The sequence below is a fragment of the Kribbella qitaiheensis genome, assembly GCF_014217565.1.
GTDB lineage: Bacteria > Actinomycetota > Actinomycetes > Propionibacteriales > Kribbellaceae > Kribbella > Kribbella qitaiheensis_A.
On record NZ_CP043661.1, the window covers coordinates 3,371,001 to 3,390,856 of the forward strand.

20 protein-coding genes and 3 tRNA genes are annotated in these 19,856 nt (G+C 67.8%); 9 read left to right on the forward strand and 14 right to left on the reverse strand.

The features are described 5' to 3' along the window. Window positions 1-242: 242 nt before the first annotated feature. Window positions 243-1,274 carry an alpha-hydroxy acid oxidase gene (locus tag F1D05_RS15560; protein ID WP_185448353.1) on the forward strand — a complete coding sequence of 344 codons (1,032 nt, stop codon included), beginning with the start codon at window positions 243-245 and terminating at the stop codon, window positions 1,272-1,274. Between the two features lie 163 nt (window positions 1,275-1,437). On the opposite strand, the gene rplA is transcribed toward F1D05_RS15560, so the two are convergent. The 5 genes from rplA to F1D05_RS15585 all read right to left on the reverse strand — a co-directional run bounded on the left by rplA (window position 1,438) and on the right by F1D05_RS15585 (window position 4,259). Further along, a complete protein-coding gene (gene rplA / locus F1D05_RS15565; protein WP_185448354.1) occupies window positions 1,438-2,160 on the reverse strand; it encodes a 50S ribosomal protein L1 in 723 nt (240 codons plus the stop codon). An 88-nt stretch (window positions 2,161-2,248) separates the two neighbouring features. Continuing rightward, window positions 2,249-2,683: a 50S ribosomal protein L11 gene (gene rplK, locus F1D05_RS15570; protein ID WP_185448355.1), complete on the reverse strand. Its 435-nt coding sequence runs from the start codon at window positions 2,681-2,683 to the stop codon at window positions 2,249-2,251. A 15-nt stretch (window positions 2,684-2,698) separates the two neighbouring features. After that, the gene (gene nusG / locus F1D05_RS15575; protein ID WP_428995030.1) at window positions 2,699-3,556 is read right to left on the reverse strand and encodes a transcription termination/antitermination protein NusG; all 858 of its coding nucleotides are present in this window, start codon (window positions 3,554-3,556) and stop codon (window positions 2,699-2,701) included. A gap of 331 nt (window positions 3,557-3,887) precedes the next feature. Continuing rightward, on the reverse strand, window positions 3,888-4,130 hold the full coding sequence (gene secE, locus F1D05_RS15580; RefSeq protein ID WP_112243312.1) for a preprotein translocase subunit SecE: 243 nt from the start codon (window positions 4,128-4,130) through the stop codon (window positions 3,888-3,890). Window positions 4,131-4,186: 56 nt separating this feature from the next. Next, window positions 4,187-4,259, reverse strand: a tRNA-Trp gene (locus F1D05_RS15585). 318 nt (window positions 4,260-4,577) lie between these two features. Here F1D05_RS15585 and F1D05_RS15590 point away from each other — a divergent pair. The 4 genes from F1D05_RS15590 to F1D05_RS15605 all read left to right on the forward strand — a co-directional run bounded on the left by F1D05_RS15590 (window position 4,578) and on the right by F1D05_RS15605 (window position 11,781). Further along, window positions 4,578-5,771 (forward strand): pyridoxal phosphate-dependent aminotransferase, encoded by a 1,194-nt coding sequence (locus F1D05_RS15590; RefSeq protein WP_185448356.1) that lies wholly within the window; start codon window positions 4,578-4,580, stop codon window positions 5,769-5,771. A gap of 82 nt (window positions 5,772-5,853) precedes the next feature. Further along, window positions 5,854-9,195: a S8 family peptidase gene (locus F1D05_RS15595; protein ID WP_185448357.1), complete on the forward strand. Its 3,342-nt coding sequence runs from the start codon at window positions 5,854-5,856 to the stop codon at window positions 9,193-9,195. A gap of 94 nt (window positions 9,196-9,289) precedes the next feature. Further along, window positions 9,290-10,336: an adenosine deaminase gene (locus tag F1D05_RS15600; RefSeq protein WP_185448358.1), complete on the forward strand. Its 1,047-nt coding sequence runs from the start codon at window positions 9,290-9,292 to the stop codon at window positions 10,334-10,336. A gap of 77 nt (window positions 10,337-10,413) precedes the next feature. Further along, a complete protein-coding gene (locus F1D05_RS15605) occupies window positions 10,414-11,781 on the forward strand; it encodes a TrpB-like pyridoxal phosphate-dependent enzyme (protein ID WP_185448359.1) in 1,368 nt (455 codons plus the stop codon). On the opposite strand, the gene F1D05_RS15610 is transcribed toward F1D05_RS15605, so the two are convergent. Further along, a complete protein-coding gene (locus F1D05_RS15610) occupies window positions 11,778-12,284 on the reverse strand; it encodes a hypothetical protein (protein WP_185448360.1) in 507 nt (168 codons plus the stop codon). The two genes, F1D05_RS15605 and F1D05_RS15610, sit on opposite strands and share 4 nt — an antisense overlap. Before the next feature lie 137 nt (window positions 12,285-12,421). Here F1D05_RS15610 and F1D05_RS15615 point away from each other — a divergent pair, with 137 nt between their 5' ends. Beyond that, window positions 12,422-13,762: a DUF4864 domain-containing protein gene (locus F1D05_RS15615; protein WP_246486723.1), complete on the forward strand. Its 1,341-nt coding sequence runs from the start codon at window positions 12,422-12,424 to the stop codon at window positions 13,760-13,762. Further along, window positions 13,752-14,366, forward strand: a complete 615-nt coding sequence (locus F1D05_RS15620; RefSeq protein WP_185448361.1) for a 2'-5' RNA ligase family protein — start codon at window positions 13,752-13,754, stop codon at window positions 14,364-14,366. The genes F1D05_RS15615 and F1D05_RS15620 overlap by 11 nt, the downstream gene beginning before the upstream one ends. 203 nt (window positions 14,367-14,569) lie before the next feature. Here F1D05_RS15620 and F1D05_RS15625 read toward each other — a convergent pair whose 3' ends face one another. Next, a complete protein-coding gene (locus tag F1D05_RS15625; RefSeq protein ID WP_185448362.1) occupies window positions 14,570-14,794 on the reverse strand; it encodes a hypothetical protein in 225 nt (74 codons plus the stop codon). On the opposite strand from F1D05_RS15625, the gene F1D05_RS15630 reads away from it, so the two are divergent. Beyond that, entirely contained in the window at window positions 14,781-15,269 is a 489-nt protein-coding gene (locus tag F1D05_RS15630; protein ID WP_185448363.1) for a hypothetical protein, read from the forward strand. The two genes, F1D05_RS15625 and F1D05_RS15630, sit on opposite strands and share 14 nt — an antisense overlap. Before the next feature lie 179 nt (window positions 15,270-15,448). On the opposite strand, the gene F1D05_RS42995 is transcribed toward F1D05_RS15630, so the two are convergent. From F1D05_RS42995 to F1D05_RS15645, 3 genes are read right to left on the reverse strand one after another with little or no spacing between them, the layout of a single operon-like run. Continuing rightward, entirely contained in the window at window positions 15,449-16,711 is a 1,263-nt protein-coding gene (locus tag F1D05_RS42995) for a UDP-N-acetylmuramate dehydrogenase (protein WP_428995015.1), read from the reverse strand. Then, on the reverse strand, window positions 16,708-17,115 hold the full coding sequence (locus F1D05_RS15640; RefSeq protein WP_185448364.1) for a MaoC/PaaZ C-terminal domain-containing protein: 408 nt from the start codon (window positions 17,113-17,115) through the stop codon (window positions 16,708-16,710). The genes F1D05_RS42995 and F1D05_RS15640 overlap by 4 nt, the downstream gene beginning before the upstream one ends. Next, the gene (locus tag F1D05_RS15645) at window positions 17,112-17,534 is read right to left on the reverse strand and encodes an FAS1-like dehydratase domain-containing protein (RefSeq protein WP_185448365.1); all 423 of its coding nucleotides are present in this window, start codon (window positions 17,532-17,534) and stop codon (window positions 17,112-17,114) included. The genes F1D05_RS15640 and F1D05_RS15645 overlap by 4 nt, the downstream gene beginning before the upstream one ends. A 247-nt stretch (window positions 17,535-17,781) precedes the next feature. On the opposite strand from F1D05_RS15645, the gene F1D05_RS15650 reads away from it, so the two are divergent. Further along, window positions 17,782-18,540, forward strand: coding sequence for a hypothetical protein (locus F1D05_RS15650; protein ID WP_246486724.1), 759 nt, complete (start codon window positions 17,782-17,784; stop codon window positions 18,538-18,540). A 232-nt stretch (window positions 18,541-18,772) separates the two neighbouring features. Here F1D05_RS15650 and F1D05_RS15655 read toward each other — a convergent pair whose 3' ends face one another. The 4 genes from F1D05_RS15655 to F1D05_RS15670 all read right to left on the reverse strand — a co-directional run bounded on the left by F1D05_RS15655 (window position 18,773) and on the right by F1D05_RS15670 (window position 19,846). After that, the gene (locus F1D05_RS15655) at window positions 18,773-19,177 is read right to left on the reverse strand and encodes an NUDIX domain-containing protein (protein ID WP_185448366.1); all 405 of its coding nucleotides are present in this window, start codon (window positions 19,175-19,177) and stop codon (window positions 18,773-18,775) included. 238 nt (window positions 19,178-19,415) lie between these two features. After that, the gene (gene rpmG, locus F1D05_RS15660; protein WP_112249091.1) at window positions 19,416-19,583 is read right to left on the reverse strand and encodes a 50S ribosomal protein L33; all 168 of its coding nucleotides are present in this window, start codon (window positions 19,581-19,583) and stop codon (window positions 19,416-19,418) included. Window positions 19,584-19,650: 67 nt separating this feature from the next. Next, window positions 19,651-19,724, reverse strand: a tRNA-Met gene (locus F1D05_RS15665). 49 nt (window positions 19,725-19,773) lie between these two features. Beyond that, window positions 19,774-19,846: transfer RNA gene (locus tag F1D05_RS15670), tRNA-Thr, on the reverse strand. Window positions 19,847-19,856: the final 10 nt, after the last annotated feature.

Below are 19,856 nucleotides of genomic sequence, written 5' to 3' on the forward strand. Positions count from 1 at the left end.
AGGGTTTACTCCAGAGTGAGCAGCGGGTTCGGAGGAGAAGACACCCCGACCGGCCGCGGTCACCTCAGGAGAGAGCGCAGCAGCAGCTCACCCCGTCGGCACCACTGTGCCGGCCGGGGCGCAGAAATCGCTGCCCAGTTAAGTTCACGTCATCAGTCTACCGGGCACGATCCAGCCTTCGCACGGCCCTTTTGGGCAAACTGGCGCGCGGCAGGCACCGAGGCGGTGGCACGATCAAGATCATGCGATGGATCGACACCCTGGAAGCGGCCGCTGCCGAGAAGCTGCCCGAGCCCGTCCACCGGTACTTCCGGCAGGGATCGGCAGGCGGCGTCAGCGTCGGCGAGGCGACCGCAGCCTGGAGCTCGTACCGGTTCCGGCCGCACGTCCTGACCGACGTGTCGACCGTCGACCTGCGCACGACCGCACTCGGTACGCCGATCGACGTCCCGATCATGGTGGCGCCGACGACGCTCCAGCGGCAGGCCGATCCGGACGGTGAGTCCGCGATGGCAGCCGGAGTCGCCGCGGCCCACTCGGTTCTCGGTGTCTCCAGCAACGCCGGTACGACGTTCGCCGAACTCGGCGCCGTCGGAGCGCCTTGGTGGCTGCAGATCTACGTGGTGAAGAACCGCGACGCGACGCTCCGGATGCTCGACAAGGCGGTCGAGGGCGGCGCGCGAGCCGTAATACTGACTGCTGATACTCCCGTGGTCGGCCGGAAAGAGGACGACGGACCGAGCGTCTGGGAGGTGATCCCGGACGGGCAACTGCTGGCGAATCTGGACGAAAACAAGTACGCCGACGGCGACCTCGGCAAGGCGGACGACCTCACCCCGGACGTCATCGGCTGGCTCACCGAACGCACCGGGCTCCCGGTCGTGGTCAAGGGCGTACTGCGCGGCGACGACGCCAAGCGTTGCGCCGACGCGGGTGCTGCCGGAGTGATCGTGTCGAACCACGGCGGCCGGCAGCTCGACGGGGCGATCTCGACGGCGCACGCATTGCCCGATGTCGCCGAGGCGCTCGCCGGTTCCGGCACTGAGCTGTACGTCGATGGCGGGATCCGGCGCGGCGAACACATCCTGGCGGCACTGGCTCTCGGCGCCCGCGCGGTGTTCGTCGGCCGACCCGCGTTGTGGGCGCTCACGGTCGGCGGCTCGGCCGGCGTCACCCGGTTGATCGGCGATCTCGGTGAGGAACTCGAGCACGCGATGCGGCTGGTCGGCGTACCGAACCTGGCCGATCTCTCCCCCGACCTGCTCGATCGCTGAGCCAGAACCGATACGCACCGACCTGCGAGCAACGGGAACCGGCCGTATGGTGGTGAGCAGGCGAGGCTACCGCGTGGTCACGCCGTTGCGATGGGGACGCGGAAACGCGAAAGGCCCGGTCCGCCGACCGGGCCTTTCGTCTGTTCAAGCGGTGCTACCAGGCTCAGACCTGAGCCGGGTCCTCGAGCAGGTTGCGGACGATGTTCGGGTCAACCTGGACACCCGGACCCATCGTCGTCGAGAAGACCGTCTTCTTGATGTAACGGCCCTTGGAGCTGGAGGGCTTCAGCCGGAGAATCTCCTCCAGTGCGGCGCCGTAGTTCTCCACCAGCTGGGCCTCGTCGAAGGAGGCCTTGCCGATGATGAAGTGCAGGTTCGCGTGCCGGTCGACCCGGAACTCGATCTTGCCGCCCTTGATCTCGTTGACAGCCTTGACCACGTCCGGGGTGACCGTGCCGGTCTTCGGGTTCGGCATCAGACCACGCGGTCCGAGCACCCGGCCGAGCCGGCCGACCTTGCCCATCAGGTCAGGCGTGGCGACGACGGCGTCGAAGTCCAGCCAGCCGTCGGTCACCTTCTTGATCATGTCGTCGTCACCGACGAAGTCGGCGCCGGCGGCCAGTGCGGCCTCGGCCTTCTCACCGGTGGCGAAGACGAGGACCCGAGCCGTCTTGCCGGTGCCGTGCGGAAGGATGACGGTGCCGCGCACCATCTGGTCGGCCTTGCGGGGGTCGACCCCGAGCCGCATCGCGACGTCGACGGTGGAGTTCAGCTTCTTGCCGGCTGCCGCTTCCTTGGCCAGCTTGATGGCCTCGAGCGGGGTGTACAGGTGGTCGAAGTCGATCTTTTCCGCGATCGCGCGGTAGCTTTTGCTGCGTTGTGCCATGAGGTTTTCTCTACTCCTGTTTGTGGTGTCACGGGCGATCTTCATCGCCCTTCCACTCCTGCTGACCCACTGCGGGCCGGGTGGACTACTACTTCTCTACGACGACGCCCATCGAGCGGGCGGTGCCCTCGATGATCTTCATCGCGGCGTCGATGTCGCGCGCGTTCAGGTCCGGCATCTTGGTGGTGGCGATCTCGCGGACCTGGTCCTTGGTGATCTTGCCGACCTTGTCCTTCTGCGGGACGGCCGAGCCCTTCTGCAGGCCCGCGGCCTTCTTGATCATCTCGGGCGCCGGCGGCGTCTTGGTGATGAACGTGAAGGAGCGGTCTTCGTAGATGGTGATCTCGACCGGCACGACGTTGCCACGCATGGATTCCGTCTGGGCGTTGTACGCCTTGCAGAACTCCATGATGTTGACGCCGTGCGGTCCGAGCGCGGTACCGACCGGCGGGGCCGGCGTCGCGGCACCGGCCTGGAGCTGCACCTTGACGAGGGCAGCGATCTTCCGTGATTTGGGAGGCATGTTGTTCTCGGGTCCTTAGACTTTCTGGATCTGGCTGAAGCTGAGTTCCACCGGGGTCTCCCGGCCGAAGATCTCCACCAGCGCCTTGATCCGCTGGGCGTCGGCATTGATCTCCGTGATCGTGGCGTGCAGGGTCGCGAACGGCCCGTCGACCACCATGACCGAGTCACCGACGCCGAAGTCGGCGACCTCGACCTTCTTCTTGGCCGCGGCCTTGGTGGGTGCGGCACCGGTTTCGGCTGCCGCCGCCTCGGCCGCCGCCACGACGGCCGGAGCGAGCATCTTCTCAACCTCTTCGAGGCTGAGCGGGACGGGCTTCTGGCTGTTCCCGACGAAGCCGGTCACCGACGGCGTGTGCCGCACGGTCGACCAGGACTCGTCCGTCAGGTCCATCCGGACCAGCACGTAGCCGGGAAGCACGGTGCGCTTCACCATCCGGCGCTGCCCGTTCTTGATCTCGGCGACCTCTTCGGTCGGCACGACGATCTCGAAGATGAAGTCCTCCATGTTCAGGGAGTTGATCCGGTTCTCGAGGTTGCCCTTGACCCGGTTCTCCATCCCTGAGTACGTGTGCACCACGTACCAGTCGCCGATCTGGGAGCGCAGCGTGCTGCGCAGCTCCTCCAGCGGGTCGACCGGCTCGGCCGGCTCCGCTTCCTCGGCGTCCTCTTCTTCGTCCTCGTCCTCAGCTTCCGAGTCCGCGTCGTCGTCGGCGCTGGAGAAGACGACCGCGTCGGGCGCGACCGGCGCCTCGTCGGTGTCGTCGAGCGTCGTCTCGGCGGTCTCCTCGGCCAACTCGTCGGCGGCGTCGTCGACATCCTCGGCGGTGACGACCTCGTCGGCCTCCGCGGCGTCGGCGGCCGCGACGACCACTACCGGCTCGTCATCGGAGTCGTCGGAGTCCGGCGTGCCGTCCTCGGCCTCGTCGTCGGCGGCGTACTCGCTGTCCGCCGCGACCTCGACCGCGTCGTCATCGTCGTCATCGGAAACCTCGACGTCGAGGTCGGCGAACAGATCATCGTCGTCGTCGGAGTCGTCCGAGTCGTCGAGGTCGAAGCCGAGGTCGTCGCCGGAGTCAGCGGATACGTCGAACTCGTCCTCTACCTCGAGGACCTCGTCGTCGCGCTGGTCGGACACGTTGTACTCCGTCATCTGTGCATCGGGGGTGGAACAGGCTTCCGCGGGTGGTTACGGCCGGTCGGGATCAGCCGAAGATCTTGAACATCGCCCAGCCGAAGACCAGGTCGAGCACCGACACGATCGCGATGACGAACACCACGAAGGTCAGCACGACCATGAAGTAGGTGGACAGCTGCTTGCGAGTCGGCCAGACCACCTTGCGGAGCTCGGCGACGACCTGGCGATAGAAGCGCAGCAGCCGGTTGCCCGACTTGCTCTCCGCCGGCTTGCCGGCGCCGGACGGTGCCGGGGTGCGCGTCTCCGTCACGACCTACCTCTTTCGCTAGCGGCGTCCCTGGCCGGCCCTGCGCCGGTCAGGATTTGCAGGGCACGAGGGACTTGAACCCCCAACCTTCGGTTTTGGAGACCGATGCTCTGCCAGTTGAGCTAGTGCCCTCTGCAAATCTCGTACTGCTTCCCAGCGCCGCCAGACCTGATCCAGGGCATGCCGGATCAGGGCCATCAACGCCCGGACTAGAAGAGTGTACGGGGTCGGGGCCACCTGGTCGAACTGAGCCCAGGTGAGGCTCCGAGCGCCCGCCACGCCCTGTACCGGACGCCGTACCGCGGGCTGAACCATACCGTCTTCACCTCCCGGTAACGGCGCGGGGTCGAGATGAGTTCCGCACCAGGCCGATCACCGGACGGCGGTCAGGCTGGTCACCAGGCGATACCGAAGTGTGACGGCCCGGCCGGCAGTGCCAGGATGGGCCGCATGGTCTCCCGTATTTCTGCACGTATCGGTGCAATCAGTGAATCGGCCACGCTCGCGGTGGACGCGAAGGCGAAGGCGCTCAAGGCCGCCGGCCGCCCGGTGATCGGCTTCGGCGCCGGCGAACCGGACTTCCCCACCCCGGACTACATCGTCGAGGCCGCCGTCGTGGCCGCCCGCGATCCGAAGAACCACCGCTACAGCCCGGCCGGCGGTCTGCCGGAGCTGAAGCAGGCCATCGTCGAGAAGACGAAGCGGGATTCCGGCTACGAGATCGAGGCCTCGCAGGTCCTGGTCACCAACGGCGGCAAGCACGCGGTCTACAACACGTTCGCGACGCTGCTCGACCCGGGCGACGAGGTGCTGCTGCCGGCGCCGTACTGGACCACCTACCCGGAGACGATCCAGCTGGCCGGCGGCGTACCGGTCGAGGTGCTCGCCGACGAGACCCAGAACTACCTGGTCACCGTCGAGCAGCTGGAGGCGGCCCGGACCGAGAAGACGAAGGCGCTGCTGTTCTGCTCGCCGTCGAACCCGACCGGCGCGGTGGACACCCCGGAGGCGATCGAGGCGATCGGCCGCTGGGCGCTGGAGCACGACATCTGGGTGATCACCGACGAGATCTACGAGCATCTGACGTACGGCGACACGAAGTCGACCTCGCTGCCGGTCGCGGTACCGGAACTGGCGAACCAGACCGTCGTCCTGAACGGCGTCGCCAAGACGTACGCGATGACCGGCTGGCGGGTCGGCTGGATGATCGGTCCGAAGGACGTCATCAAGGCCGCGACCAACCTGCAGTCGCACCAGACCTCGAACGTCTGCAACGTCGCCCAGCGGGCCGCGATCGCCGCGCTGACCGGTGACCTGACCGCGGTCGACGAGATGAAGGTGGCCTTCGACCGGCGCCGCAAGCTGATGGTCTCGATGCTGAACGACATCCCGGGCATCGAGTGCCCCGAGCCGACCGGCGCGTTCTACGCCTACCCGTCGGTGAAGGGCGTCTTCGGCCGCGAGATCAACGGCCGGACCGCGAACACGTCCACCGACCTGGCCGCGATCATCCTGGACGAGGCCGAGGTCGCCGTCGTACCGGGCGAGGCCTTCGGCGCGCCGGGCTACCTGCGGCTGTCCTACGCGCTCGGCGACGAGGACCTGGTCGAGGGCGTCTCCCGGATCGCCAAGCTGCTGGGCTGACCCCGCGGCACCAGAACGAACAGGCCCGGCCGGGCAACTGGCCGGGCTCTGTTGTGACGTAGCCGCCGGGCCGGGGCGTCGGATGAGTATGAGACCTTTCCGACCGCTGGGAGTCGGCCTACTGGCCGTCACAATGGCCACCGTCGCAGCCCCGGTCACATCCGCCAATCCACCACCCGCCATCAACGCCGGTTCCGGCACCAGCCGGGTGCTGACCCTGATCACCGGTGACCAGGTGCGGCTCTCGGCCGACCAGCAACAGGTACAGCCGATTCCCGCCGCCGGCCGGACCGGCGCCAAGTTCAAGATCCAGCGCTTTCGCGGCCATGTCTCGGTCATCCCGCTGGACGCGCTGCCACTGATCGGACGGGGGCGCCTCGACCCGCGACTCTTCGACGTCACCGAACTCGCGTCAGCCGGCTACGACGACGCCCACAGCAAGGAGCTCCCCCTCCTCTTCACGTACGACGGGTCGCCGGCCGCCGCGACCTCCACTCTCCGCACCGCCGGCAGCATCGCGCAGAAGCCCCTCCCCGCCATCAACGGAGCGGCCGCCCGGATCCCCAAGGACAAACTGTCCGGACTGTTCACCGAGCTGGCACCGGCCCTGGGTGCGGCGGCCAAGTCGAAGGCGAGCACGGCCGCCGGTATCGGCAAGGTCTGGCTCGACGGCAAGCGCACACCGACGTTGGACCACAGCGTGCCGCAGATCGGAGCACCTGCCGCCTGGGCCGCCGGATACACCGGCCGCGGCGTCAAGGTCGCAGTACTCGACAGTGGCGTGGATGCGGCTCATCCCGACTTCGCCGGCCGGCTGCAGTCGGAGAACTTCACCCCCGAAGGTCCGGAGGACGCGATCGGGCACGCCACCCATGTGGCCTCGATCGTGGCCGGCTCCGGCGCCGCGTCGGACGGTAGGTACAAAGGTGTTGCCCCGGACGCCGAACTCCTGTCCGGCAAGGTCTGCGTCTTCGACGGCTGCGAGGAATCCTGGATCCTCGCCGGGATGAACTGGGCAGTCCAGCAGCACGCCAAGATCGTCAACCTCAGCCTCGGCGGCGGGGACTACCCTGGCGACGATCCGTTGGAGCAAGCGGTCAACACGCTGACCGCGACGACCGGCACATTGTTCGTGGTTGCCGCCGGCAACCACGGCTCGTCCGCCGGCACCGTGGACTCGCCGGGAAGCGCGGCTGCCGCCCTGACCGTCGGCGCGGTGGATCGCGACGACCAGATGGCCGGCTTCTCCGGCCGGGGCCCGACCGTGGCCGGTCTGGCGAAGCCCGACGTCACCGCGCCCGGCGTCGGCATCGTCGCGGCGAAGGCCTCGAACAGCCAGATCGGCGATCCGGTCGGCACCAGCTACCTACGGCTGAGCGGCACCTCGATGGCGACACCGCACGTGGCCGGAGCGGCCGCGCTGCTCGCCCAGGAGCACCCGGACTGGAAAGCGGGTCAGCTGAAGGCCGCCCTGATGGGCTCGGCCGTCACTGTCGCCGACGTGCCCGTCTTGACTCAGGGCAACGGCCGGATCGATGTCGCTGCGGCCACGAAGCTGACGGTGACGGCGGACACCGGCTCGCTGGCTTACGATCCGCAGCAGTGGCCGCATACGGATGATGTTGCCCAGAGCAAGGACATCACCTATACCAACGCCGCGGCCCAGCCCGTCACGCTCGACCTGACGGCCTCCTACACCGGCCCTGACGGCGAGCCCGCGCCCGCTGGCGCAGTACGGCTGAGTGCGTCCAGCGTGACGATCCCCGGCAACGGCACCGCGACGGTAACCGTCACCTCTGACACCGCCTTCGCCGGACCGGACGGCCTGTACGTCGGCAGCGTGGTGGCTCGCGCCGGTACGACGAAGCTGTCGACGGCACTCTCCGTCCATCGGGAGCAGGAGAGCTACAACCTGACGATCAACCACCTCGACCGGGCCGGTGCGGTCACCGGCGACTACCTCGACATCATCCTCAACCGGCAGGCCGAGGACGAGTGGCCGCTCTTCCTCAGCGAAGAGGATGGTACGACGAACGTGCGACTGCCGAAGGGGCAGTACCTGCTCGACACCACCGTCGGTCAAGAGCGGGGCCGCGCCGAGGCCAGCAACCTGGTGCAGCCGAAGCTGGACCTCACCTCGGACACGAGCATCACCGTGGACGCGCGGCAGGCCAAGCCGGTCACCATCAGCGTTCCGGAAGCCACCGCGCGAAATGTGTTCACCTCTGTCGACTACACGATGGTCACGCCGGGCTTCACCTGGTTCAGCGGTGTCGCGGATGTTCCCGAAGGCCACGAGGGCGCCAGGCTGTACACGGCGCAGGTCGGCCCCTCCGTTTCCGGGTTCGACGGCCGGGTCACCAGCCAGTGGGCGCGCCTCGACCCCGAGGGCGGTCAGTTCTTCGACAACACTCCGTACCTGTATGCACTCGGCTGGCCGCGGGACGGCGGCTACTTCACCGGTTTCAGCAAGGTGGTCCGTCCATCCGAGCTCGCGACGCTCAAGCCGGCCATCACCGCGCAGAGCGTCGGAACGACCGGCGTCTTCGGGGTGATGGGTGAGACGAGCAAGATCCTTGGCGGCCTGGGCTACGGCTACCCCTACAGCCACCTTCCGGCCACGCCTTCGGTGTACGTCACGACTGAGGGCGTCAGCTGGGCGGGTGCTCTGATCTACACCAACGGTGACGCCGAGGCCGCCTTCCTGAACTCGAGGGCCGTCACCTACCGGCCGGGACGGACCTACCGCGAGAACTGGGGCCGCGCTGTCGTTGGGCCGGCTTTCCCGCAGCACTCACCCTGGGTCTCACGAACCGGCGACACACTCGGCCTGACGCCACCCCAGGCGGACAGCGATGGCCACTACGGCCAGGGAGTCGCCGGTAACGGCTCGATGGTCGTGTATCGGGACGGGGTGGAGCTGGCCACGCTGGACTACCCGTTCCAGGCTCCCAAGGACACTGGGTTCGCAGTACCGGCCGGGCCGGGGAGCTATCGCCTCGAGGTCGAGACGGCCGGGTCCGGCGTACTCGATGTGTCGACTGCGACGCGGACCTCGTGGACCTTCAAGTCGACGACCACTGCCGGTACTACGGCCCTGCCATTGTGGGCGGTTCGGTTCCTGCCGGGCGTGGACGGCCACAACGTGCTGAGGACCGGCCGGACCCATGTGCTGCCGATCGTCGCGCAGGCTCAGCAGGGCTCTGCGGTCGGCAAGTTGAAGACGGTGAAGGTCCAGACGTCGACAGATGACGGCAAGACCTGGCTGACCGCTCCGGTGCGGACCACTGCGGCCGGGAAGTTCGCTGCGGTCGTCACGGTGCCCGACGGCGCGACGTACGTGTCAGTCCGGGCGCAGGCGGCCGACTCCAAGGGCAACACCGTGCAGGAGACGATCACCAGGGCGTACAAGGTCGCCCGCTGATCCCCTGTGGTCCACCCGGTTTCCTTGGCCGGGTGGACCACAGGTTGGACGGGCCGATTTCTGTCTGAGCGCCCTGCGTCGGTAACCTTCTGTGATGACGAGTCGGGACCTGCGGCTGCTGCCCAAGACCCACCTGCACCTGCACTTCTCCGGCTCGATGCGCCACCTCACCCTGGTCGAGCTGGCCGACAAGCACGGCGTCCGGTTGCCCGACGCCCTGCGCACCGACTGGCCGCCGGATCTGTCCGCCGCCGACGAGCGCGGCTGGTTCCGCTTCCAGCGGCTGTACGACATCGCCAGGTCGGTGCTGCGCAGCGAGGACGACGTACGCCGGCTGGTCCGCGAGGCGGCCGAGGACGACCGGGCCGACGGCTCCCGCTGGCTGGAGATCCAGGTCGACCCGTCCGGATACGCGGGCCGCTTCCACGGCATCACCGAGTTCACCGACCTGGTCCTGGACGCCGCGCGGGATGCGGCCGCGTCCACCGGGATCGGGGTCCAGGTGGTCATCGCGGCGAACAGGACACGGCACCCCCTCGACGCAAGGACCCTCGCGCGGCTGGCAGCGCAGTACGTCGGCCGCGGGGTGGTCGGGTTCGGGCTGTCGAACGACGAGCGGCGCGGGACCACGTCCGAGTTCGCTCCGGCCTTCCGGATCGCTCGCAACGCGGGGCTCCTCGCAGTACCGCATGGTGGTGAGCTCTGTGGCCCCGCAACCGTGCGTACTTGTCTGGACGAGCTGGGAGCCGGCCGGATCGGGCACGGCGTGCGTACCGTCGAGAACCCGGAGCTCCTGAAGCGCGTGGTCGACGCAGGAGTCGCTCTGGAGGTGTGTCCGGCTTCCAACGTGTCGCTGGGGGTCTACCAACGCCCCGAGGACGTGCCGTTGCGACAGCTGTACGACGCCGGCGCGCGGATCGCACTAGGTGCCGACGACCCGCTGCTGTTCGGCTCCCGGCTGGCGGAGCAGTACGAGACCGCCCGGAGCGTGCACGGCTTCAGCGACGCCGAACTGGCCGGGCTCGCCAAGGGATCGGTGCTCGCGTCGACCGCGCCGCCCGACGTCCAGAAGGGCCTGCTCACCGAGATCGACGAGTGGCTCGGGGTCGATCGACCCGCGCCGGTGGCCACGGCCCTCTGACAAGTGCAGGTGAAGTGCCGGGTGGGTGCACGAAGAGGGCATTGCGGCGCGCTGGGAGCAGGCCTAACTTTGCGTGCATGACGCCGACGAAGATCCTGCTGCCCGAGGACGAGCTGCCGACCCGCTGGTACAACGTGCTGCACGATCTGCCGACGCCACCGCCGCCGGTGCTGCACCCCGGCACCGGGCAGCCGATCGGTCCGGACGACCTGGCACCGCTGTTCCCGATGGACCTGATCATGCAAGAGGTGTCGCAGGAGCAGTACGTCGATATCCCGGGTGAGGTGCTCGACGTCTACCGGTTGTGGCGGCCGAGCCCGCTCTACCGGGCGCACCGGCTGGAGAAGGCGCTGGATACGCCTGCGCGGATCTACTACAAGTACGAGGGCGTCTCCCCGGCAGGCTCACACAAGCCGAACACGGCGGTTCCGCAGGCGTACTACAACGCGAAGTCCGGGGTCCGGAAGCTGACCACCGAGACCGGCGCCGGTCAATGGGGAACGGCGCTGGCGTTCGCGTGCGCGCAGTACGGGCTGGAGTGCGAGGTCTGGCAGGTGCGGGCGTCGTACGACCAGAAGCCCTACCGGCGCACGATGATGGAGGTGTTCGGGGCGACCGTTCACCCGAGCCCGTCTGAGCTGACCGAGGCCGGGCGCAAGATCCTTGCCGAGAATCCCGCGTCCAGCGGCTCGCTCGGGATCGCGATCAGCGAGGCCGTCGAGATGGCGGTACAGGACCCGACCGTCCACTACGCGCTCGGCAGCGTGCTGAACCACGTCCTGATGCACCAGACGATCATCGGCGAGGAAGCGCTGATGCAGCTCGCGATGGTCGGCGAGACGCCTGACCTGCTGATCGGCTGCACCGGCGGCGGGTCGAACTTCGGCGGGCTGGCGTTCCCGTTCCTGCGGGAGAAGTGGGCGGGACGGATGGCTCCCGTCGTACGGGCAGTCGAGCCGACCGCCTGCCCGACGCTGACGCAGGGGACGTACGCGTACGACTTCGGCGACGCGCTCGGGATGACGCCGCTGATGAAGATGCACACCCTCGGGCACGACTTCGTGCCGGACCCGATCCACGCCGGCGGGCTGCGGTACCACGGGATGAGCCCGCTGATCAGTCACCTGTACGAGACCGGCGAGATCGAGGCGATCGCGAAGAACCAGTCGGACTGCTTCGCGGCCGGCGTCCTGTTCGCCCGGACCGAGGGGATCGTGCCGGCGCCGGAGCCGACGCACGCACTCGCGGCGGCGATCGAGGAGGCCGAACGCTGCAAGGAGTCCGGTGAGGAGAAGGTGATCCTGACCGCGCTCTGCGGGCACGGCCATCTGGATCTGGCGGCGTACGACGCCTATCTGTCCGGCGCGATGACCGATCGTGCCTGGGACGACGCCGACCTACAGGCCTCTGTCGCGCGGGCGCTCGAGAAGCTGCCGGTCGTCTAGAACCGCTTCCACCAGGGCTTCTTGTACTTCGGGATCGCGGCCAGCCAATCGGCCGGGATCTCCCAGCCCTTGGCGGTGATCCGCTCGAAGTACTGGGCTTTGAGGGAGTCGGGCAGCCAGTAGGTGGCACTGGACTGCTCGCTCGCCTCGAAGTAGGTGGTCCGGCTGCCCTCGCTCCACACCGTCGCCAGGCGGGAGCAGTAGGCAAGCCGCGTGTAGTCCCACCGCGCCTGCTCGTCGGTCAGGTCGTACTCGCGTTCCGTCACGGTCGAGTACCACGCCCGCTTCGGCTCGGTCGCAGGCATCGCGTCGATCAGTCCCCGCACGACGGCTCGGTCGTCGGTCATCTCGTCCGGCAACACCAGCAACGCCGGGTCGAGCGTCGCCGACTTGATCCACGGCTGCGCCACCTCGAGAAACGTCTCGAGCAACGCGAAGGCTTCCTCAGCTCGCTCGAACAGGGACAGCCCGGCGTGCAAGGTGGTGACGGCTTCTTCGGGCACCCCTCACCCTAACGAGACCCTCAATCAGGGCAGGAGATCGGGGCATCGCGGGGCATCTCGGGGCATCGTGGGGCAGGTCATCCACAGGGCCGGTTTCGGCCGTCGCCGAGCGTGGTCGGGCACCTACAGTTACGGCCATGTCAGAGGGCAACGGGTTGTTACGAGCCGCACGGGAGCGGACACCGTCGCGGCGTGCGCCGGGCGAGTACATGTCCCGCGCCGAGCTCGCGGAGGCAGTCGTGGCGTGGCTGTGGGAGACCACCGACACGCAGTACGACCTCGACGGGCATTACATCGCCAAGCTCGAACGAGGTGCGGTGCGCTGGCCGGGCGCGGCGTACCGGTCGGGTCTGCGGCACGTGCTGAACGTCAGCAGCGACAACGAGCTGGGCTTCATCCAGTCCGGTCCGGCGGGCTCCTTGGAGACGGACCTGACCCAGTACTCGACGCTCGGGCTGGCCGACGACCTGATCGACGCGGGCGACGAGTCGATCTCGCTGCTCACGCTCGCCGAGGAGTCGAACGTCGGCGACCTCACGGTCGAACAGCTGCACGTCGACATCGAGCGGATCGCGCTGAACTACCTCAAGGTGCCGACCAAGCCGCTGTTCGATCGCACCAAGGCCGTCCGCGACCGCGCGTTCAAACTCCTCTCCGGCCGACAGCCACCGCACCAGACCCGCGACCTGTACGCCGCGGCCGGCTGGGCCATCACGCTGCTCGCCTGGATGTCGGTCGACCTGGGCCGCCCGGACATCGCCGAGAGCCATACCCGGACCGCCTGGGCGTGCGCCGAAGCCGCCGACTTCGACGAGCTGCGCGCCTGGGTCCGCGCCACCCAGCACACCGCCGCCTTCTGGCAGGACGACTTCGGCCGCGCCGCCGAGTTCGCCCAGGACGGACTCCGGTACGCCGCGGGCACGTCGGCCCTGTTCCTCGCGAGTGTGGCGGCGGTGGACCTGGCCCGGGTCGGCCGGCTGTCCGAGGCTCGAGGTGCGCTGGAGGCGGCGAAACGAATCACGATCAACCGCGATGTTCTTGATCTCGGCGGGCCCTTCCGCTGTACGCCGGAACGCGCCGAGGGGATCTGGTCCGACGCCCATCTGGCACTCGGCGAAGCGCGGTACACGCTGCGGCACGCGGATCGTGGGGTGGCGTTGTTCGAGGCGGCTCCCCACGCGCTGCGCAACTACGGCTCCGAGCGGATGGTCCGGCTGCAACAGGTGAAGGGGCGGCTGGAGACCGGTGAGCTGGACGGTGCCCTGGAGGCGCTGCGCCCCGTGCTCGCCATTCCTTCGGAGTACAGGGTGCGGCCGTTGATCCACCGGATCAGCGAGGTGGCGGCACTCACCCGCGGCGAGCGCTACGCCGACGAGAACAAGGCCCAGGCGATGCATGAAGGCATCCGCGAATTCGTCCGACGCCCGGCCGCCGAGACCCGGCCGGATCGACTGATTGGAGTCACCGATGATCGATGAGGTCCGCGACCACTGGTACCTGCGGCCGGGCTGGCGAGTCGGCCGGTCCTTCTACACCTGGCACCTGACGTTCGCCGACTCCCCTTCGGTAGCCGACCTGGCCGACTCGTACGCCGACGTGGTGGCGCGGATGCCCGGCCTCACCCCGGTCACGCCCCAATGGCTGCACCTCACCATGCAAGGCGTCGGCTTCACCGACCGCGTCCCCGACGCCGACCTGACCGAAATCATCGAAGCCACCAAGTCGCGCCTGTCCCGAGTCTCCCCCTTCGAGGTCACCATCGGCCCCGCAGTACTCGACGCCGAATCCCTCCAACTCCCAGTCGCCCCCGTCGCCCCGCTCCAGAACCTCCGCGACCACCTCCGAGCCGCCATCGGCGACGCCTGGGGCCCCGATGCAATCCCCGAACTCCCCCACCTAACTCCCCACATCTCCCTCGGCTACTGGAACCGCCCAGCCCCCGCAGCTCCCCTAGCCACCCTCCTCTCCACCTCCCCCACCCACACCGCCACCACCCCCATCACAGCCATCTCCCTAATAGCCCTAACCCGCACCACCCACCTCTACACGTGGACCCCCACCACAACCCTCACCCTCTCTTGAGCCCACCTGCTCACCAACGGACAAGCAGCCGAGGGGATTTGTACGACAGGAGCTGACGACCCATGAGTCCACCTGTCGTGAGATTCGCCGAGTACCGCAAGTACGAGGAAAGGCGGGTCGAGGCCGGCAACGCGATGATGGGTCTGCTCGCCGGAGCCCAGCTCGCCTCACACCTTCTCCAGCTGACCGAAGGCTCCGATCGACTACTGCCCGAGGTCTTTCCACGAGTCCGGCACATCGGGCGTTTCAATCTCACCACCGAGGAAGCTCGAGCCATCCTCGATGCGGCGGACACCCATCTTGGAGAGATGAGCGTGCCCTACGCCCTTGCTCTGCATGAGGATCACCTCAAAACCTGCCTGGACCTGCTGGCTCGTGGCGGCTGCTGCCAAAGGCGACGCCGATCGGGCAAAGATGAAGCTGGCCACGCAGCACGCGGGGATCGAACGAGCCACCGGCGGCTCGTTCTCACCGGACGGTCTGGCTCAACTGGGCACGTTGCGGCTGATGCGGAACTGCATGATCCACGACGGGAGCCGCGCGAATCAGGCCCTGGTCAACAAGATCGCTTCATGGACGTCGTCCACCGAGGCCGCCTGGATCCAGGTGACCAAGCGGAGTCTGCGTCAGCTTCGCCGTGGCGATGTCGTCGAGTTCGGCCACCCTGAGTTGATCCTGAGTCTGGTGGTGACCACAGCGCTGGCCAAGGAGGCCAACGGACTGCTCCAGGCGGCCTTGCCCCGCCAGTTGTGGGCCGACCTGGTGATCGAGGACCTTCACTGCACAGACCCGCGGCTGACCGGGCTGAGCCTCAGGCGCAAAGCCCGGGGCTTGGCACGATTCCATTACGGACCGATCCGGCTGACCGACGACGAACTGGCAGCTGCGATCGCCCGGAAATAAGGAGAAAGGGCCGCCCGAAGGCGGCCCTTTCGACGTTCGAAGGCGGGGCTCTACTCGTTGAGCTAGCTCTCTCCGAGGGGAGAGGCCGGGACTTGCACCCGGATCACCACGCCTCTGGCAACAGAGTACCAAAGCCGAACCCCGACTACGTTTTCTTGAGGTGGCTCCAGTACCTATACCTACCTTTTGATGGTTGGCCCTTGGGCTTGGAGAGGGGTCCAGGTGGGGGCCCGTCGAAGTCGAGGAAGATCGTCTGCTGCTTCTTGTCCAGCTCGAGTGGCTACACCTAGATGAGCGTTTGACGAGCTGTGAAGGATATGGCACGAAGAGTCACGACCGTGGTCGGCGGTCAGCATGCCGGGCACCCGCAGTACGCGAAAAGGTTCAGTACTGCGGGGGAAATCGCAGCCGGGTGTCAGAGTGAGCAGTTCACCAGGACGGGCTCGTTGACGAGGGTGATACCGAATGCCTGGTGCACCTCGGCCCGGACGTGCGCGGCCAGGGCGAGGATCTCCTTCGCCGACGCGTCGCCACGGTTGGTCAGCGCCAGCGTGTGCTTGGACGACACCGCCGCCCCGCCGATCGCGAATCCCTTGGCCACGCCGGCGTGCTCGATCAGCCAGGCCCGCGCTGGTCTTCACCCGGCCGTCAGGCTGCGGCCATTGCGGCGCACCCGCCGGTACGTCGGCAGTCGCGTCGAGCAGCGGGTTGGTGAAGAAGGACCCGGCACTCCACGTGTCGTGGTCAGCCTCGTCCAGCACCATCCCCTTGCTCCGGCGCAACCCGAGCACGGCCTCGCGAACCTCGGTCATCGGCGCCCGCGACCCCGTCTCGACGTCGAGCACGCGCGCTAGTTCGGCGTACCCGATCGGCGCGGACAGATCACCGAGTGGCAACTGGAAGGCGACCTCCAGTACGGCGTAGCGGGCGGGGTCGGCCTTGAAGCGTGAGGTCCGGTAGCTGAATCCGCAGTCGGCGGCGAAGATCGTCCGGACCGCGTTGTCGACCCGGTCCCAGACCCGGACGGACGCGATCGTCTCGGCCACCTCGTGCCCGTACGCGCCGACATTCTGCACCGGGGTCGACCCGGCCAGGCCGGGGATGCCCGACATCGACTCGAGTCCGGACCACTCCTCCGCGATCGCGCGCTGGACGACCTCGTCCCAGTCCTCGCCGGCGGCGACGTGGATCATCGCGCCCGAGCAGGCGTCAGCGTCGACCCGGATCCCGCGGCTGGCGATCTTGATCACCGTGCCCCGGAAGCCCTCGTCGGCGACCACCATGTTGCTGCCGCCGGACACCAGCAGCACCGGCTCGGCGGCCGCGTCGGCATCCCGGACGGCCGCGATCAGGTCTTCCTCGGTGGTCACCTCGATCAGGCGATCAGCCGGCCCGCCGACCCGCAGGGTGGTCAGCTCGGCCAGGCGCACATCGGTCTTCACGAGACGCGCACAACCGCCCGGGCGCGACCGAGAACCTTCTCGTCGCCGAAGATCGCGGTGATGTCGATCTCGGCACTGCCGTCGACGACCTTGTCCACCTTGGCGGAGAAGGTGACGGTGGCGCCCTTGTCGTCGTCCGGGACCACGACCGGCTTGGTGAACCGTACGCCGTACTCGACCAGGTCGGCCGGGTTCTGCAACCAGTCGGTCACCACACGGGCCGCCGAGGCCATCGTGAGCATCCCGTGCGCGATCACGCCGGGCAGACCGAGGGCGATCGCCATCCGGTCGTTCCAGTGGATCGGGTTGAAGTCGCCACTCGCACCGGCGTACCGGACCAGGTCCTCGCGCCGGATCGTCACGGTCAGCGGCGGCAGCTCGGTGCCGGCCTCGATCGTGGTCATGAGTCCGCCCGGTTGTGCGAGACGGTCGCGGTGGAGGTGGCGAGCTGCTCGCCGTCGCCGCTCGTCAGGACGGTCTCGTACATGATCACCTCGACGTCACCCGCTTTGCGGACGGTGGTGATGGTCGCCGTGGCGGCCACCTCGTCGCCGACCCTGATCGGGCGGACGTAGTTGAACTTCTGCGCGCCGTGCACGATCCGGTCCAGCCGCAGCCCGAGCTCCGGGTCCGCCAGCAGCAGATCGAGTGCGGGCGCGCTCAGCACGAACGCGAAAGTAGGCGGCGCGACGGCGTCGTCACCCCGGTACGCCGGGTTGGGGTCACCGATCGCGTCGGCGAACTCCCGGATCTTCTCCCGGCCGACCTGGTAGGACTCGGCGGCCGTGTAACTCCGGCCGACCATCGTGGCGTCGATCGTCATGACCGGTAACCCTAGGGCATGTCCCCTGAGCCCCTGCAGTCGCGAGCAGGTATCCGGTGCGGTAGCTCGGTGTGCTGGGGTGAAATCCGGCGATGCCCAGCATCGTGGATTTTGCCCCAGTGCAGCGAGGTGCCGCACCGGATACCACGCAGCACGCAGGGGCTCGGGGGACATGCCCTCGTGGCAGACTGGGGGCTCGAGTGCCGCCACCCACTCTGCTGAGAACTCTTTGGGGAAGGCAGGACGTGTGACGGCAGGACGCGCGGGCGTGGCCGCTCTGGCCCAATATGCCCCTCGCTACGGCGTGGAAATCGGCGAACCGAGTGGCTCGGAGTGGCTGCGGGTGGACCGGATCCTCGAACCGGACGGTCCCGAGCTGACCGAACTCCTGAAACACGACAACGACGCCGGCGGGCATGTCAGCGCCCACGCCGCCGCGCTCAGCCTGACATCGTTCTACGCGGGCCGAGCTCCGGCGACGGCACTACTGCTCTGGGCGCTCGAAGGCCGCGTCCTGGACATCCGCCCGCACAACCTCTGGGTCCGCCCACACGACGGCCATGGCATCGCCTCGGTCGCCATCCGCTCAGCCCGCTTTCTGCCGGGGGGACTGGAGACCCTGTACGACGTGGTGCTGGCTCAGCACCTGCTCCGGCTCGCCGCTGAACTCCACCGGCGTACCCGAGCCGGCCTCCGCCAACTCCACGGTGGCATCGCAGCCGGCTGCGCGATGGCGTTCTGCGCCGCCACCCGCGAGGAGGTGACGCTCGACCCGGCCTTCCTTCTTACCCGCTGGGAAAGCTTTATCACCCGAGCCCCAGGCGACCTGTCCCGCCTGGGCGACGTCACCATCGCCGCCAACAAACTCGTCTACCTCCGCAACACCTGCTGCCTCTACTACACGAGCGAGGTCGGCGCCGGCACAGTCTGCGGCTCCTGCTGCCTAACCCCTCGCCCGGCCCGCCTACACGCGTACGAGGCCGGGCGGCCAATCCTCACGGTCTGAGAGCTGCTTGGTACTGCGGTGAAGATCACCCACGCAGCGACGCAGGATCTGCGCAGGTGCACTAACCCAACACAACCGCCCAGCAGCACCACTGCACGCAGTCATCAGCCGCCGTGATCCGCCAACAGATGCGCGACACATGTCCGTCAACTGATGCGCGACAGGCTAGAAAATCTGTCCACGTGTCGGAGCAATGCACGGATCTGCCGAATGCGCGGACGGTTCGGAGCGGCTAGTCGGTTGCGACCTGGACGGCGCTCAGGATGCTCGACAGGCTGGCCGGGTGGGCCAGCTTCAAGTCTCCGAGATCGCTGGGCCGGAACCAGCGAAGATCGTCGTGCTCCTCGGGTTCGGCGTTGACAGGTTCCCCTTCCCAGCGCGTGACGAGGAACGCGTGCAGGTCGAGGGTGGGGTCACTGATCGTCATCGGGATGGGCCGGGGGTCGTGGACGTGGACACCGAGTTCTTCGAGGCATTCCCGACTGACGGCCTGGTGAGGCAACTCGCCCGACTCGACATGACCGCCGACGAGGTCCCAGCAGTCGGGATACCACCGACGCGATGGATGGCGGTGCACCAGGAGCACGAGACCATCGCGCACAAGCGCAGCGACTGAGATCGGAATCGGGACGACCATGACGACACACTAGTGCCAACGCACTAGCGGCGACGGAGGACTGCGTGGGTGCACTAACCCCAGCACAACCGCCAAGTAGCACCACCGCACGCAGTCATCAGCCGCGACGCAGGAGCGGCGTCACCGGGTGGGCCGGAGCGGCGACGCAGGAGCTGCGTGGGGGGCTGTCCCGTAGTACCGGGGCAAGGCGAAAGGGCCGCTCCAAGATGGAGCGGCCCTTTCGGGAAACTTACTGGGGTCAGCGGGTTTCGCGGTGGTCCGTGTGGTCGTTGCAGCGGGCGCAGTACTTCTTCAGCTCAAGACGGTCCGGGTCGTTACGCCGGTTCTTCTTGGTGATGTAGTTGCGCTCCTTGCACACGGTGCACGCGAGCGTGATCTTCGGGCGGACGTCTGTTGACTTGGCCACTGGTGCCTCTTCTTGTCAGGAGTGCGCAACTGGGGTGATCGCACTCTCGAGATACTGCGTTGGTGGGTAGCGGGGGCGGGAGTCGAACCCGCGACACCACGATTATGAGCCGTGTGCTCTAACCACCTGAGCTACCCCGCCAATGAGTTCGTCACCCCACCCGGCGGACCGGATGGGACAGCGATTCTCGAGCCCCTTTACGGAATCGAACCGTAGACCTTCTCCTTACCATGGAGACGCTCTGCCGACTGAGCTAAAGGGGCGGGCCGAGGA

Coding starts and splice junctions, on each gene's coding strand:
- F1D05_RS15595 (WP_185448357.1), top strand. CDS start 5,854: ATGAGTATGAGACCTTTCCGACCGCTGGGAGTCGGCCTACTGGCCGTC.
- F1D05_RS15640 (WP_185448364.1), bottom strand. CDS start 17,115: ATGACCACGATCGAGGCCGGCACCGAGCTGCCGCCGCTGACCGTGACG.
- rplA (WP_185448354.1), bottom strand. CDS start 2,160: ATGGCACAACGCAGCAAAAGCTACCGCGCGATCGCGGAAAAGATCGAC.
- rplK (WP_185448355.1), bottom strand. CDS start 2,683: ATGCCTCCCAAATCACGGAAGATCGCTGCCCTCGTCAAGGTGCAGCTC.
- F1D05_RS15645 (WP_185448365.1), bottom strand. CDS start 17,534: ATGACGATCGACGCCACGATGGTCGGCCGGAGTTACACGGCCGCCGAG.
- F1D05_RS15620 (WP_185448361.1), top strand. CDS start 13,752: ATGATCGATGAGGTCCGCGACCACTGGTACCTGCGGCCGGGCTGGCGA.
- F1D05_RS15630 (WP_185448363.1), top strand. CDS start 14,781: ATGAAGCTGGCCACGCAGCACGCGGGGATCGAACGAGCCACCGGCGGC.
- F1D05_RS15590 (WP_185448356.1), top strand. CDS start 4,578: ATGGTCTCCCGTATTTCTGCACGTATCGGTGCAATCAGTGAATCGGCC.
- F1D05_RS15560 (WP_185448353.1), top strand. CDS start 243: ATGCGATGGATCGACACCCTGGAAGCGGCCGCTGCCGAGAAGCTGCCC.
- F1D05_RS15615 (WP_246486723.1), top strand. CDS start 12,422: ATGTCAGAGGGCAACGGGTTGTTACGAGCCGCACGGGAGCGGACACCG.
- F1D05_RS15600 (WP_185448358.1), top strand. CDS start 9,290: ATGACGAGTCGGGACCTGCGGCTGCTGCCCAAGACCCACCTGCACCTG.
- F1D05_RS15605 (WP_185448359.1), top strand. CDS start 10,414: ATGACGCCGACGAAGATCCTGCTGCCCGAGGACGAGCTGCCGACCCGC.
- F1D05_RS15655 (WP_185448366.1), bottom strand. CDS start 19,177: ATGGTCGTCCCGATTCCGATCTCAGTCGCTGCGCTTGTGCGCGATGGT.